We start from the raw sequence: 14,747 nt of genomic DNA on the forward strand, positions 1-14,747 counted from the left end.
TTGCATCTTTTCAAATAGGAACTCCATCATGTAGTAACAAAAGTTAGGGAAGGGTGTTCAGATTTTTGGCACTTGTGCCTTTTCATTTTTTGCTATTACACCTCGAAAGTAGCAAAGGCTTCTATCTCAACTAATAATTCATCGCGGCAAACATCGGCTTGAACGAAAATGATGGCCGCATCCGGATAATGTTCATGACAAATTTTTTGAACCTGATCAAAGTCTTCTTTCTGCCTAATATAAACCCGCAGTTGTTGAATACGCATTGATTCATTATCAAGCGATGAGCATAGTAATTCGATATGTTCCAGCGTGAGCAAGGTTTGCTGCCTGATGTCTGCAATATCGCTCTCTTCTCCATTAATGGCAGCAGTACCTGATATAAAAAGCATACCGTAAGAACCTGATACAGCAGCCTTGGCTCTTTCAAATTTAGGGCTTGTTTTTAAGCTTGAATGCCCCAACAGTACATTTGCCGAGTATTCATGCGCATCAATCTGTTTACGGTTACTGATAGCCTGGGTAGCATAACCCTCAACGGCCAGTATGTCTATTATCAGCTGTTGTCCATCAATACCAATGCCCGTTGCTGCGGGATAGCCTGATGGCCACGAGGTGGTATTGTATACACGGCTTCTTACATCATTAAATGCCTGATAGTTTTGTATTCCTTTGTCAAAAGCAATAATGCCGGGAATATAATTCCACTGCCTGGCTATTGAGTTTAGTGGAAATCCAGTTTTCTTCAGGATGAACCTTAATGCGTCAAAAGCCGCTTTTGCCTGTTCTTCTAATGTCAGCGTATTGCTGGCGGAGATGCCATTAAGGATCAGAAGTCGTTTGCCTTTTTCTTCAATTAGTATATAATCAAGGCCTTTGTCATGCTTTTGGCATATTGTACCATCACCTTCATAAGTTGCATATTCAACAGACACGGAACAGCCAAGAGGTTTTTGTTCGATTAACGGTATGCCTGTATGTACAAGATCAAGAGTGCTTTGTGCATACCGGGCAATAATTGCTTTTTGCTGATCGGGATTGCACCCGGAGTGTACTCCGGTGAAGAAGCTGATCTTAACCAGATTATTGATTGTCTGAAGCTGTTTGAAAATGGCATTGACAGCTTGTTCAAACTCAGGAATAGCACTGTGGGTGGAGCTAAATTTTAGCATTAAAGTGAGTTAAGATATTCAACTAACTGGTCTATTTCTTCTTCGCTTAGTTTGTGGTATTTCAAACCATGCTTTTCATTGATAAACACATCTTTAAGGGTTGCACTTCTGCCGTCATGCAGGTAGGGTGCTGTTCTCCATATCTCAATCAAAGTAGGAGTGTCCCAGGTGTTTTGCCGGTCAAATTCACCTTGTTGTCCTATCTCATGACGTTTGAGATCAGTGTGATAAGTTCCATGATGACAGAAGGTGCAATTTGCTTTTTCAAATACGGTTTTTCCTTTTAACGCATTGGCCGATAACTCTCCGTCATCATTCAAAAAAGGACTGGGAACAGCTTTCAGGCTTTTCAGGTAAGCATCAACTTTACGCGCGTCATCCTCGGTAACCTCAACAAACTGAATGTGTTTGAATCCGGCTCGCACAGCCACTTCAGCATTGGGACGAATGCCTGTTATCATGGCAGGAGGTGTATGGTGGCTAACCAAAAGACTTTTGCAGTTTTTGGGATTGCCAATACCGTCATTCAGCAAATCCCAGTTTAAACCATCTGTTCTGGCATCGTTCGGATGGCATCCGTTGCACGACTGCCAGCCCTGGAAGCAATGCGAAGCATCATTGAAGATCATTTCTCCCAGGCGTACCTCATCTGGCTGATAGCCCTTGTTCAGCGCAATGACTTCGTTTGCGTTCCTGGACTTATCAAGGTCAATTATTTCGATGTTGTCGCTAAAGTAATTGGCGATGAACAGCTGCTTTTCGGTCATCAAAACGCTTCTGGGGCCATTCCCTTTTACCGGATATCGATTACGAACATTCTGAATGAAGTTCAGATCGTAGGTGAGTTGCTGCTTGTCGGGATGACTTACCAGCTTGTTGATGAATGCCTGATAGGCAATACGGCTGTAGTCATGTGTGCCCGAATGAGCAACAACCATTTCTTTGCTGTTTATATCAATTCCCCATGAGCCTGCTGCACCTTGTTCTGGTTGATCCAGAATAACGGTTGCGACATAGGTAAGTGCACGTGCATCAATCACTGAAACGGCAGAGGTATTCATCCACCCCTGCACAAGCTGGGTCGTTGGAACCTGGAAACGCCCAAGATTATGACTGATGAATACATATCGTCCATCGGGAGAAACTTGTATGTCGCGCAGGGCGTTACTGCCGTTTGCCAGGCGGATATCTTTGATTTTTTCCGCTGTCTTCGTATCAATGACCGATACGCACGAGGCAACCGTATCAATATCAGCTCGTGTTTCGGGCAGCAGATTAGCCACAAAAAGATATTTGCCATCCGGTGATATGGTTTGGGCCGTAGGTTGGCGCAATACCTTGATCCGCCTGATTTCCCTCAGTTGATTGATATCCACTACCGAAATGTCATTGGAGAACTGGTTGGCTACATAGATAATATCTTTTATAGGATGAGCTATGGGTGAACAGGCGCCGTGCCCCACTTTTATGCTAATCGTTTCATCATTTCTAAGGTCCACTTTTTGAAGATATCCTTTGGAATAAGTCTTACTTATCCAAAGGGCTTCATCCTTAAAAATAACTCCGGTAGGTGCCAGATCTGTATTAATCGTTTTAACGACTTTACCATCCTTTAACCGTATCACTAGCACTGAATTGGCTGTCTTTCCTGCAACAGCAATGAATTTGCCATTGATGTCAGTGGCCATATCAGTGGGTGAAAAAGGGTGTTGGTCATTTTGCGCCTGTAGCAATATGGAGTTGAACAGGTAAATGCAAACTGTTACTAAACGAATAATGCGCATAGCTTGTATTCCTTAAGAATTAGTACTAGTCTTCTATAATTAGTCTGAACCCAACGTTGAACACTTTCTGATAACTCAGGTAACCTTCCTTGCTTGCCGAAGTAGCGTATTTAGGCCGGTCTCTCCATGAGCCGCCCTTGGCCGTTTTCAGTTGTTCTTTATTATCAGAAAGGCCAAAGATAAAGTGTTTGTAATCGGATCGCGTCCATTCAGCCACATTACCCAGCATATCATGCAAGCCCCAGGCGTTGGGATGGTATTGTCCTGTGTTTTGTGGTACCAGTACTCCATCGTTATAAAGGGTGTCGCGAGGTACAAAATCATAGTAGCGACGGCGTGGATCTTTGGCTCCCATTGGTTTTGGATCAACACCAACTACAGCCAGGTCCTTGAGACTAATATCTGCCAAGTTCTCATACTTTGAGAAGTCATCATTTATATTTCCATAATGCATGGCAGTGTTACTTCCTGCCCGGGCAGCCCATTCCCATTGTTCTTCGGTTGGCAAGGTAATGTTTAAGCCTGTTTTTTCGCTCAGGAGCTTGCCAAACTCCATGGCTTGCTCCCAGGAGACCCTGATGACCGGCATTTGATCCTCATTGGCCGGATACCCCGGGAAGATATGATCTTTCCACTGCTGGTCTATCGCCCGGCTGTCATGGTCTTTAAAGATAGTTCTGAAATGTTTGTTAGTCACTTCGGTCTTCATCATCCAGAAGGGTTTTTCGATGGTCACAATTCGTTCTTTCTGATCAGGCTGTCCGGCATTATCACCCATAATATAGGTTCCGGCAGGGATACGAATAAATTCAAGCACCATGCCGTCGCCAATATCTACCTGTTTAGTAATGGCATTATTAACAGCTGCATCTTCCTGGAGTTTTTTAAGCTCATCAGCTGATAAGGGCCAGCCATTCAGCGCTAACGAGGTCTTCTTTTTTGGCCTGTAATCAGGCCTGATTGGAGTGATTGGGCCTGTTTCTTTTCTTTTCTGATTGGCTTTTTCCAACTCCTGCTTGCTGTTAATACACACATTGGCAAATTCTTTGGCCAGTTCTTTTCTTCTTTCGTACTGGTTGTAGCCATTAAATTCCGGTGCATTATATTCCCCATGATACGGAACGTTTAAGTCAATCCAGGTGAGCAAGCGATCCCACTCTTCCTCGTTCAGTTCAACTCCATAGTGATCTTTTCCTAGAATCTGAACCAGGTCGCTGGTATTTGCATAATAATCCATAGGCTCAAGGGTATAAAAGTCCGATTCGCACCCGGGTCTTCTCACGTAAGGATGAAGGGCCATATATGATTTTGAGAAGCCATGGTATCCACTGTTCTCATCGCTTGAAAAGTCAGGGATGGATTGACTGTTTCCATTATGGCAGGCAACGCATCGTTTCTCGATAATGGGTTTGACCTCATTATTATAAGTGAATGGTCGGATATCGCCATGCCAATCTCTGATTTCTGAAGGTTGTTTCCTTGAGGCAATGGTAAATCTGGATTCGGGCATGGTGTTTTGCGACTCATGACAACCGACGCAACTGACTACCTCGCCAGGCATGCCGGTCATCCAACTGCGCATCAGCTGAAGCGAAGCGCCGTTTTCGTCCAAAGGTTGAAGGGAGACAGGGGTGTTGGCAGGTATCTTGAATGTTGCCGAACCGTCTTCTTCAACTGGTACTGTACCTAATATGCGCTTCACATCCCAGCTGCTTTCCAGGCCAATAATGTCATGACCGCCCCGTTTGTTATAGCTGTACTCGTAGGTGAATATTCGTAATTGCTTCACAGTTCCCCGTGGTACGCCTTTTAGTCCTTGTCCCTGATAGATGTCCATGATATACACCGTTGAGGTGGAGTCGGTAAGGTTAACACGCTCAGGAATAACCGGTGGAACAGGGCGTTTTTGAAGCAGGTTAGGCTCAACCAGTGCAGCACCTTCCTCTTCATACACCAGTGTCATGTTATCAAATTTGTCAACCAGATAGATGCCCCATAATTCATCAGGCCCCATCTTGGCCGAGACAAGGAAATAATTTTCACTCAGGGGATAGGGGGTTAAAAACTGTGGCCAGACACCATCTACCAAATTGTCCTTAATAATTGGTTCTACCGTTTTGCCATAACCAGGAATTTCCTGCACAACGCCATCTGCTTCTTTTCTCCCTTTCACCGGATCAAAGATTATCAGGCGGCCCGATCTGGCTAAGCCATGATGACCGGATACAATACCTATAAACTGGGATGGGTGATTGGGGATGGGTTTGACATCAAATAACGAATTAGGGAAATATGAGCCACTGCCATAGTATTCCTTTTTGGTTGTTCCATCCGGATTCATGTTCATAAGAATACGGGTGAAGTAATGTGAGTTATCGGTATATTCCCATCTTAGGTAACATACTTTTCCGTTATTAAGCACCACGGGATTCCATTCGCTCTCCTGTCCGAAATTCAGTTGTCTCAGGTCTTTATTAGCGGGATCAAGCAAGTGTAAGCTTGATACTTTGTTGCTACCTCCGACACAGGGTACCGCCACATAGGCGGCTGTTGTTGAAAGGACAACCTTACCGTTTGGAAGGTAGCAGGGATCGAAATAGTCAATATCATCATATTCATGGGGAGTCAGTACTTGTTCGCTTTGATCGGCGAGATTATGTTCCACAACCTGCCAGCGTTTATTAGACCCAACGGTTGAATAAAGTAGACGTTTGCTATCCCAGTGCAGGTCAATGTCTAAGATGGGAGCACCACTGTCAGATTTTATTAGTGAGTTAATCTTTATTTCTCCCTGTAGATTGCTTAACGCGCATATGTCATTGTTCCATCCTTGGCGTCTAATTTCGTCGGCCGTAGACCAGTTGTTTTTGTTGCGTCCAATCTGTGCTGCCATTGCTTTACGGGCATCTTTCACCTTATGTCGGAGTACAAGTAACTCCTTATTGTTCAGGTACGGATTTCTAAGTAAAACAGCCCGGTGATTGTTCAGAAATAGTTGAATCTCATTGATGGCTTTTTTATCAAGTTGATAAATACCAGGTTTGATTTTATTGATTCTCGCTTCCTTTTTATCAAGTTCTTTCAGGTAATTTTTTAGTTCTTTGTCAACTTGAGGATGACTGGAAATGATATCCTCGAGAGCCAGTTTGGTGCCGTTGAAAGAAATCAATTTTAAGCTATTCTGGAGTGTGATAACGGTATTGATATCAGCAAGAAGTTGCTTTTTTGATCGACTGTCTGTGGTGTTTTTGACTACAGATACTATATGATCAGGCATATCTAATTGCGCTAAGGCAACCTGTATCTGTGAGTCGATTTTATGGTTTGTGTTTTTATGATTTGCTTGTACCGTGTTTGCTAAAAGCAAGCCGATGCATACTATAAGAAAACCGGATAGTTTATTGAATCGTTTCATCAGGTTAATCATTTATGTAGCCTAATTGTTTTGAGATTTCCAGAGCATATTGATTGATAATATTCCCATTTTTTTCAAAGTCTTCCTTTAATAACCTGGAGGAAGGACCGGTTGTCCAGATGAGTGCGACAGGCTGACCGTTGGATGAAAATATAGGAGCTGAAATACAGTGAACACCCTCCATTTCTTCAGCACGGTCTATAGCGTATCCTTGTTCTTTTATAATCTTAAGGTGTTCTCTTAGAATTGATTTATCGGTGATGGAGTTTTGATTATATCTTTTCATTTCCAATCGGTCGATAATCGTCTCTCTTTCTTGCTTATCGCAAAAGGCCAGGTAAGCCTTACCTGGTGCAGATATGTGCATTTCAACTTTTTTTCCGGGTCTCAGGTAAAAGGTAAACGGATGGTTGCCAATGATCTGCTCCAGCATCACAATCTTATCATCAACCATGGTGCCGAGCAAAACGGTTTCGTTAATTTCGTCCTTTAAGCGACGCATCACACTTAGTGACTTTTCAATCAGGTTTTCGTTTCCCATGCCTGCCAGACCAAGCGTCAGAAACTTTTTTGTTAATCGGAAACAGTTATTCGTTTCCTTGTAAAGATAACCATGGTCAACAAAGGTGTTTAAAATGCGAAAAACAGAAGTCTTGGCTAAGTCGGTCATGTCGATAAGCGATTGGAGCGTCATGCCATTGGGATTCTTGGAAAGCAGTTCAATAATGGTTATTGCCTTATCAATATTGGGTACCGTATTGGGTTGTTTATTCATATCATAATGGTTTATCTGAATAGATCTCCATGTTCCATCTTGCCTTCAACATCAAGTATCTGCAGAGTGGATATCATGCCAAGTCTTGCCCAGTCGTTAACCTCCCAGACTACTTTCTTATCCCGGGTAATCTCAAAAACCTGTGCTTGTCCGTTTTTATGACCATGACCACCCCAATTACAAATAACTGTATTGCCGTTTGGCAGGCGTTGAACGTTGGCAACAAAACGCAAGGGATGGTCGGGTATCTCATTCTCTTCAACCGTCCACACTTCATTTCCCTCCTTGTCTATTTCAATAAGGCGGTGTCCATCACCACAGGCTATCAGCGTATTTCCATTGCTCAGGCGAATGGAGGCGAAGGCATTCCCTTTGATGGGGATGGTTCTGATAATGTTTCCTTTTCTATCAAATTCGCAAACTTTGTTTTCCCTGAAATAGCCTACCAGGTAGGTCTTGTCCGGTGTTTGCCTGATATTACGAAACTGGGCGTGAGGATTTTTCATGGAAGTTGGGATGATCAACTCCCTTTTTATCTTGCCTTTTCGGTTAATTTCTTTCAATAATGCAGGGGTGCCGTTTTGTATAATCAATATGTTTCCGTTGCGTAGCATGGATGCCGATTGAACCTCCGTATTTGGTGCTCCTTTATATTCCCATAGGACTTCTTTCTGTAAAGACACCAGTTTGGCGCCTGTGCTGCAGCTAAAGAGGATGGTACTGTCTGATAATAAGCTTACATCATTGCATTCTTTACCGGCAGGATAGCTCCATTCAATATCACCTTGTTCGTTAGCAATAACGATGTTTTTCATGCCACTTCCTGAAGCAATAAAACGGTGTTGTACTTCCTGTCCTGTTGCATGGAGGGAAAGGAGTATTATGGTCAATGTAAGAAATGATTTAATCTGTTTCATACTCGCTTAAAATTTAGAACTGATACCCAATGAAAACCAAAATTCATCTTCTATATCACTTCGCTGGTTAAAAGACCATTGCTTGTTGATGGCAGCAGAGAGTTTGACAGTTTTTACATTAAGTGAAGAAGAGATGTGTGAAGTCGCATGAGTCCAACCAGATCCTCCGTCAAACACACCGGTGTGATAGTTAACCGTACTGCCTACTTTAATCCGGCTTAAAACTGGAATAGTGTAAAAGAGTGAACACTCGTGAATGGACCCATCGGTAAAGTCAATGTTGCCGAACGGACGGATGTAATATAGGTTGTACGCCGGAATAACGCGACTTTGGGCTATCTTGATGAGGTTGGTGAAAGCGATGCCAAGATTATATTTCCATAGCATTTTTGTTTTGTTTGAACCATCCGTTGTAGTCAATTTCACATTAGGACAAACAACATAGTCAATAAAGCTATTGAACTTTATGGCGAATTGTTTTTTTCCCAGCAACTCTTTGTTATACTTAAGGAAAAACTCAATATCGTCGTTGATATTCAGACTGCGGTCAGTTGGCAGAGATGCCCAGGCGGCCAAAGAAAAACCAGATTTTGGGATGGCATACTCGAGGTAAGGATGTATGACCGGACTGTTATTATTGTTTATATCCCAACCGTGCCATATCGAATGGCTGGCGGTTGTCAAGTCGGCATAAAACTGTTTGTCTTTCTGTCCCTGAGCAAATGTAGAGCAGAAGATGATACTGATAATTACAATTGTTACTTTTTTCATATGTGATTTCAAATAAGAAACTTGGTTTCTGGTCGTAAATGTAGAGATTTTTAATTCTCATGCATAATTTTATCTGTAAATAATTTATAAATGTCAACTTTAAAGTGTTGAATTTTCAAGGATATTAAAAATCGGTCTCCAATAAATCCAGTACTTTCCATGGCAATATGCGTAATCCCAATACTAATGAGCCATTCTTTCATCTCTTTCAAAGGACTGGTAAAGGTTTCGTAAGTTTTTGTTCCTTCTTTAATCCCTTTCCTTTGACTGTTGCTACTGCTGTTTCTTTATGAATATCGATACCGCAGCCCCTTTCAATTAATTTTTCAAATTCAATTGTGTTTCGTGCCATAATAACTTGTAATTAGTTCCATGTTAATAACCTATTTTTATACTTGTCTGTGCTTTTTAAATCATGGCTGCTTCATAGCTCAAATTTTGCTCTGATACACTTGCACATTCCTTGAGTATATGGATAGTTGGGTATTTAAAATGGCTCAGCTGATGATGAAATCCTGTTCAATGCCAATTTTCACTGCCTGTCTCTTTTGATCCTCATTTACTATTCATTCTTTTCACAAACCCATATTTTTCTAGCGAAATTTCTCTTTCCACTTTTACCAACGCTGCAATAGCCTGCTATTCGGAGTCCTGCGTTGCTAATTAAGGTTGTAATATCTGATGTCGATACAATCACAAGTCGATCTGTGATTTCCGCTGTCGACTCAACAATGTGTAAGATATCATTATCCGTTGCACAGCTTAATAGGTTGTATGGTAGGTCAATAATGGCAGCATCATACCTTGTGTTAATGTCTTTTATATCGGAACGATATACATTTGCAGTATAGTTGAAGTGAGAAAGGTTTTCTCGTGCATTCTTACATATCTTCCAGTTAATGTCACAGCCCTCAATGTTATTTCCGGCAAAACAGGCTTCTAGCATGATTGTCCCAACGCCACAACATGCATCGAGTAGCTTTTCTTCTTTGTTTCCCTTTGCTGCAATATTGACAAGAGCTTTGGCGATATTTGTACTTATTGAGTTGCTGTATGAGCAAGGTTTTTGCTTGTGTTTATGCCAAGCAAAATTATTTTTAATCAAAACACCAAAATACCAAATACCCTCGTAATTGCATAAAGCATAAGTTATTGAGGGGCTATAGTAATCAGAATCACCTTCAATGCTGTAGCCTATATCTCTTACCTTCTTAAGCCTCACAGCATACTCCGTTGTATCACCATCCAAAACTAAATATTCAACTTTGAAACCTTCAATGCATATACTTTCTTTTTTGATTTTATTTATTAGCGTAGAGTAATCTTCAGAAAATGAGATAATGTCAAGTCGGTTTTTTATGAAAGCACTATTTGAAGGTTCTGCTTTTATATCGGAAAAAAGCAGTTTGTTCTTTTCTTCCTTATTAAAAATATAGCTCGATTCGAGCTTGCATAACTCATTTTCGTAATTAGCATAACTAAAGGAGTATATATAGTTGTTTGTCTGCATATTCTTTTTGTCCTTGATATTCTTCTATCAGTGGGATTTTAGCAATGAATAGACTCGTTTATGAGGCAAAAGGGGGTATTGCCAGATTAACTATCCAAAATGCTAAGGAGCCACAATGTTGTATTTGGTTTTATCTTTTTATTATAAAGCCAAATCAACGATTTGGCGGCGGTCGTAATTGCTGGGACCTACCCAAAACCAGAGTGTCCCTTTGCTTTATTGGCTATTGTATGTGCCCTGCATGGGCAGCATAGTACAGAGCGCGAAGTTGTTGAAAAAGTTAAAAAAATACAAGTTATCTTCAGTAAACCATGAGTTGGCCTTTTTAAAACCTAAAGGCCAACCGATTTCGTTCAACCGGGGTACAAAGCTCTGCACTGCCTAACGCTTAAAGCCTTCTTTGTTGTCGTGCGTAATTTTTATTCTAAGACTTGATCTTTTTTGATCAATACTTCTCTAATCTTATTGTATTCTATCTCTTGAACTGCTTTATCTTCTTCAATTGCCAAACTAGCAATAACACCAGAACTTTGCCCCAGGACCATAAATACGGGCTCCATCCGAATCGACCCAAATGCGATATGTGTTGCACTCAGGCATATAGGAACAAGCAAGTTAGAACATTCTTCTTTTCTCGGGAAAATTGAGCGATAACTTATTGGAAAAGGAGCTTTAACATGAGCTTCTACATTTCCCTCATTGGATGCGTATCCATTGGAATTTACGTAGCGCTTAACATGGTGCGAATCCATGCCATACGCAGCCATTCCAATAGGGTCGGGGACGATTTCAATTCCTTCGCAGTTTTTTTGGGTCATCACATAATTGCTAATCATGCGGCGCGCTTCTCTTATGTAGAGTTGTTGTTGCCATCCATCTTCACGTTCATATTCATCTTTGCACGTTCCCCACTGCGACACCTTTTCTCTTACTTTTGCCGGAATACGCGGATGATAGGCCAGTGTCCACATTAATCCCTGCTGATACTGACGATGGCGTGTTACTATTTTTTCGCGCTCTTCATAGGAAGCTTCAGGATATTCCCAGTTTTGTCCGATAAAATCAGTTGAAAATCCTTTTTGGTTGTTAGTATCCGTTTTCCGGTTGGGCATTGCTGAATTGATCCAAGGCACCAAAGGATCACCATAAGCATACATTTCTTCTATTGGCCCCTCAGCTGCTTCGTAATTACGAAATAAGAGTTCATATTCCAGTTCGTTATAATTTTTAGGTTTCTTAAATGGTATTCGGTTTCCGGGGTGGTTTGTCAGGGTCATTCGGAAGCAGTAAGCTTGTAGCCCATTGTCTCCTTGTCCTTCACCTTTGTATTCTCCTCCGGTAATAAAAGGCAGAAGTCCGCTTGAAGGATCACCTTTTACGATATAAGGATCGACACCTTCGATGAAATTATGATATACACTGTTGTTCGAAACCGTACCTTGCAGTGTCGTTCCAAATTTGTTGGATTGAACACCGTTTAAAGATTCCCCATATTGAGAATTAGATTCTCGCCCCACGGTATAAGAAACTCCTGCAGCTGCCATGAGATCACCTTCATAGCTTGCATCGATAAAAACTTTCCCGAAGTAAGTATCACCCGATTCCATTGAAATCGAGTTAATGGTATTAGAATCTTTCGATATACCTGTTACTCTATTAAGTTTCTGGTTGTAGATTATGGTAATATCGAGATTTTCAATCATTTTATGATAGACTTTCAGAGCGGCCGAGGGCTCGAATGTCCACATGGCATCTTCTTCTTTTCCTGAACGCGTTTGCCCTCCATCCTTATATTCGGACCTGAGTTGCCAGACCCAATTGGCAGAATCCTTGTAGTGAGCTTTGATATTCCTATAAAATTCACGAGCAACTCCTCCTATAACCTGTTTGTTGCCGATGTCAGTCTGCCCAAGACCACCCGTTGTTAATCCTCCTAAACGATTGGTTGGCTCTATGATGACGACCGATTTTTTAAGTCTTGCGGCTTGAATGGCAGCAGTTATGCCCGCAGAAGTTCCTCCATAAATAACAACATCTGCCGAATTTAGATTCTCGTTACTCGTACAGCTGTAAAACAGTGAAGCTATAACTGCAAGAGTAATCATCGCTAGTAAAACTTGTTTTATTCTCATTTGAATGAAAGACTAGTGGGTTATTTATTACAACGGCAGTCTGTGTGAAGACCGGAATTATTTCCTGTTCGAGTCGTTTATTTCAGGCCTTTTAAGCTGCACTTTGAAAATAGGTATAAAATTTTGTTTGGATAACAGAATGACTTAAAATCTTTGATTGTAATCGAGATAAGGACTTTGAGAACGAAAGCATGAACCCAAAAAGCAGCATCGACCGCTCCCTCAAACCACTAGGTGTTTTTTAGCCGGCAGGGATAAGTATGTCCTGAACAAAAGCAGCAAACTGAAAAACAAAGGATCCGGCAGAAAAAAAACGGACTAACACAACAAAAGTGAAACGCCCGATTTCGTTCAACCGGGGCTCAACGCTTGGCACCGCGCACCGTTTAGAGTCCTCTTTACTACAAACTGTTTATTTCAATCTTTAATTATTTTTTCTATTTCAGAATTAGCATATGATTCACGATATAAAGGATTGTTCCAAACATTAGTGCCCGGTAATTTTTTTACCGGACACCAATGATAGCTTTAAGTAAATAATAGGTGATTGTGAGTTTATTGTCATCTTATTGAAGAGCTCCAGTCAAATGGTGGAGCCACCGGACACAAGGATCGATGGCTGCCACTAAACTAGGCTATAATTTAAAACATTACCTATGCCAGAACAATTTGTTGGCTGGCGAATTTTCCTTGCCGCTCAGCGCTGCATTGAAATTATCAGCGTTATAATTTTTTTCGCTTTCAGGATAAGGCAACTTATAGAATGCATTCTCAGCTTGATTGTACGATCCGCTTTCGTCGCGTGGTGTCGCTAGCGTTCTTCTGTACAGGTTAAAAGCCACCCAAGGTTGACGGAATGAATCGATCCAGATCTGCTTGTAAATCTGTTTCAGTGCATCGTCTTCGTTGCTGCTGAAAGCTATTTCGCTGCGAGCCATATACGTGGAGATGTCGTTTGCACCCAGCGTGGGTTGGTTGATGTACCATATACTGGAAGCCAGATCCACCAATCCGTACCAAAATTCAATAGAAGAAGTGACACCGGCTTCATAGTGTGTTTTTGCCGTTGCAACGTTCTTAGCAACGCCAATACCTCGCAGGTATGCTTCTGCTGTAATAAAATGTACTTCTGCCACGGTCATGATGATCTCGGGAAGATACTGGTCGTCGCGGGCCAGGTAGTAGTTTACTGACGAATAGAAGGCCGATTCGCCTTTGTTATCCCATTCGGCCTGTGTCATGGCGCGGTCGCGCCCACTTGGGAATGCTGCATTCAGGTATGGTCCCCTTCCCTGAACTGGGTTGGCGCCGTTTTGTTGCTGCGCTGCCCATTGATTTTCTCTGTTGGTTTCGAAAAAAACCATGCAACGTGGGTCGACAATACCCGAACCATCAGCTGCATTGCTTTCTGACATTTCGTTCCACATGGTGGATCCTAAACACGTGAGGTTTTCTGCTGAAAAGGACCATGGACGTGAATCGATGGTAATTCCCAAATCGTCAGGCCAAATGCCAAGTGTTTCATCACCGCTGATCACGGGGTATTGTGCGGTGTTACCCAGAATTTCACCAATGTGAGCACTGGCTTGCGAGGCATCAACTTCGGCAAGCTGCATGGCATACCGTAGACGAATAGAATTGGCAAATTTCTTCCACATGTCGTAATCACCTCCGAAAAGTACGTCGCCACTGCCTAAGCTAAACTGGTCGGCATCGGAGGAGAAACTTTCGGAAGCCGATTTCAATAGATCCAGGCAGTAGGTGTAGATTTCCTGGTGGTTGTCGTACTTCACTCGGAAATAATCGCTGCTTTCTGCTGCTCGTCCAGCTTCAGTAAATGGCATGTCTCCATAGTAGTCGGCTGTACGAAGTGTTTTGTAAGCAAGTATGATATTCAGAGAAGCTTGAGCGTTGTCCATTTTTAATTCCGATTTTGCGAATTCGCTTTCTAACCAGCGAACGTTTTTCAAGGTGGTGTAATATGCAACCCAGATCTCATCTACGCCTTGCGCCAGAATGTAACGTGGAGCCGCGTTAGCTAACTGCTGGGTCACAAAATAATAGTATCCGTTGTGTATGGAGTTCTGTTCCATCCAACCCAATACAAGCGAACTGGTAACCCGGTTAAAAACAGTTGGTATCGATGCCTGTGTCGGATTGAAAGGATCCCGGTTTATATCCTCGAAATCTTCGGTACAGCTTTGCGTGAAGCCAATAAAAAACAGGCTGAGCAAAAGTGAGTATATTTTAATATTTTTCATAGTATTTCCT

10 protein-coding genes are annotated in these 14,747 nt (G+C 42.0%); all 10 read right to left on the reverse strand.

The genetic code is table 11. The features are described from left to right. Positions 1 to 95: 95 nt before the first annotated feature. The gene (locus tag ACUNWA_RS13600; RefSeq protein ID WP_445592471.1) at positions 96 to 1,172 is read right to left on the reverse strand and encodes a Rid family hydrolase; all 1,077 of its coding nucleotides are present in this window, start codon (positions 1,170 to 1,172) and stop codon (positions 96 to 98) included. Next, a complete protein-coding gene (locus ACUNWA_RS13605; protein ID WP_445592472.1) occupies positions 1,172 to 2,956 on the reverse strand; it encodes a c-type cytochrome in 1,785 nt (594 codons plus the stop codon). Before ACUNWA_RS13605 ends, ACUNWA_RS13600 begins: the two co-directional genes overlap by 1 nt. A 25-nt stretch (positions 2,957 to 2,981) precedes the next feature. Then, positions 2,982 to 6,233, reverse strand: coding sequence for an SUMF1/EgtB/PvdO family nonheme iron enzyme (locus ACUNWA_RS13610; RefSeq protein ID WP_445592473.1), 3,252 nt, complete (start codon positions 6,231 to 6,233; stop codon positions 2,982 to 2,984). 142 nt (positions 6,234 to 6,375) lie between these two features. Then, positions 6,376 to 7,146, reverse strand: a complete 771-nt coding sequence (locus ACUNWA_RS13615; protein ID WP_445592474.1) for an IclR family transcriptional regulator — start codon at positions 7,144 to 7,146, stop codon at positions 6,376 to 6,378. Between the two features lie 11 nt (positions 7,147 to 7,157). Continuing rightward, complete coding sequence (locus tag ACUNWA_RS13620; protein WP_445592475.1) at positions 7,158 to 8,063, reverse strand: beta-propeller domain-containing protein; 906 nt, start codon at positions 8,061 to 8,063, stop codon at positions 7,158 to 7,160. A gap of 6 nt (positions 8,064 to 8,069) precedes the next feature. Further along, positions 8,070 to 8,834 carry a hypothetical protein gene (locus ACUNWA_RS13625; protein WP_445592476.1) on the reverse strand — a complete coding sequence of 255 codons (765 nt, stop codon included), beginning with the start codon at positions 8,832 to 8,834 and terminating at the stop codon, positions 8,070 to 8,072. 208 nt (positions 8,835 to 9,042) lie between these two features. Continuing rightward, positions 9,043 to 9,186 (reverse strand): hypothetical protein, encoded by a 144-nt coding sequence (locus tag ACUNWA_RS13630; RefSeq protein ID WP_445592477.1) that lies wholly within the window; start codon positions 9,184 to 9,186, stop codon positions 9,043 to 9,045. A gap of 210 nt (positions 9,187 to 9,396) precedes the next feature. Next, positions 9,397 to 10,344, reverse strand: a complete 948-nt coding sequence (locus tag ACUNWA_RS13635) for a TRM11 family SAM-dependent methyltransferase (RefSeq protein WP_445592478.1) — start codon at positions 10,342 to 10,344, stop codon at positions 9,397 to 9,399. 419 nt (positions 10,345 to 10,763) lie between these two features. Further along, complete coding sequence (locus ACUNWA_RS13640; RefSeq protein ID WP_445592479.1) at positions 10,764 to 12,476, reverse strand: FAD-dependent oxidoreductase; 1,713 nt, start codon at positions 12,474 to 12,476, stop codon at positions 10,764 to 10,766. A 650-nt stretch (positions 12,477 to 13,126) separates the two neighbouring features. Then, entirely contained in the window at positions 13,127 to 14,737 is a 1,611-nt protein-coding gene (locus ACUNWA_RS13645) for a SusD/RagB family nutrient-binding outer membrane lipoprotein (RefSeq protein ID WP_445592480.1), read from the reverse strand. Between the last annotated feature and the right edge of the window lie 10 nt (positions 14,738 to 14,747).

Source organism: Sunxiuqinia sp. sy24 (assembly GCF_052677165.1).

Bases quoted from the DNA above. Each gene is read 5' to 3' on its own strand.
- ACUNWA_RS13610 (WP_445592473.1), bottom strand. From the start codon at position 6,233: ATGCCTGATCATATAGTATCTGTAGTCAAAAACACCACAGACAGTCGA.
- ACUNWA_RS13635 (WP_445592478.1), bottom strand. From the start codon at position 10,344: ATGCAGACAAACAACTATATATACTCCTTTAGTTATGCTAATTACGAA.
- ACUNWA_RS13620 (WP_445592475.1), bottom strand. From the start codon at position 8,063: ATGAAACAGATTAAATCATTTCTTACATTGACCATAATACTCCTTTCC.
- ACUNWA_RS13625 (WP_445592476.1), bottom strand. From the start codon at position 8,834: ATGAAAAAAGTAACAATTGTAATTATCAGTATCATCTTCTGCTCTACA.
- ACUNWA_RS13640 (WP_445592479.1), bottom strand. From the start codon at position 12,476: ATGAGAATAAAACAAGTTTTACTAGCGATGATTACTCTTGCAGTTATA.
- ACUNWA_RS13615 (WP_445592474.1), bottom strand. From the start codon at position 7,146: ATGAATAAACAACCCAATACGGTACCCAATATTGATAAGGCAATAACC.
- ACUNWA_RS13605 (WP_445592472.1), bottom strand. From the start codon at position 2,956: ATGCGCATTATTCGTTTAGTAACAGTTTGCATTTACCTGTTCAACTCC.
- ACUNWA_RS13630 (WP_445592477.1), bottom strand. From the start codon at position 9,186: ATGGCACGAAACACAATTGAATTTGAAAAATTAATTGAAAGGGGCTGC.
- ACUNWA_RS13600 (WP_445592471.1), bottom strand. From the start codon at position 1,172: ATGCTAAAATTTAGCTCCACCCACAGTGCTATTCCTGAGTTTGAACAA.
- ACUNWA_RS13645 (WP_445592480.1), bottom strand. From the start codon at position 14,737: ATGAAAAATATTAAAATATACTCACTTTTGCTCAGCCTGTTTTTTATT.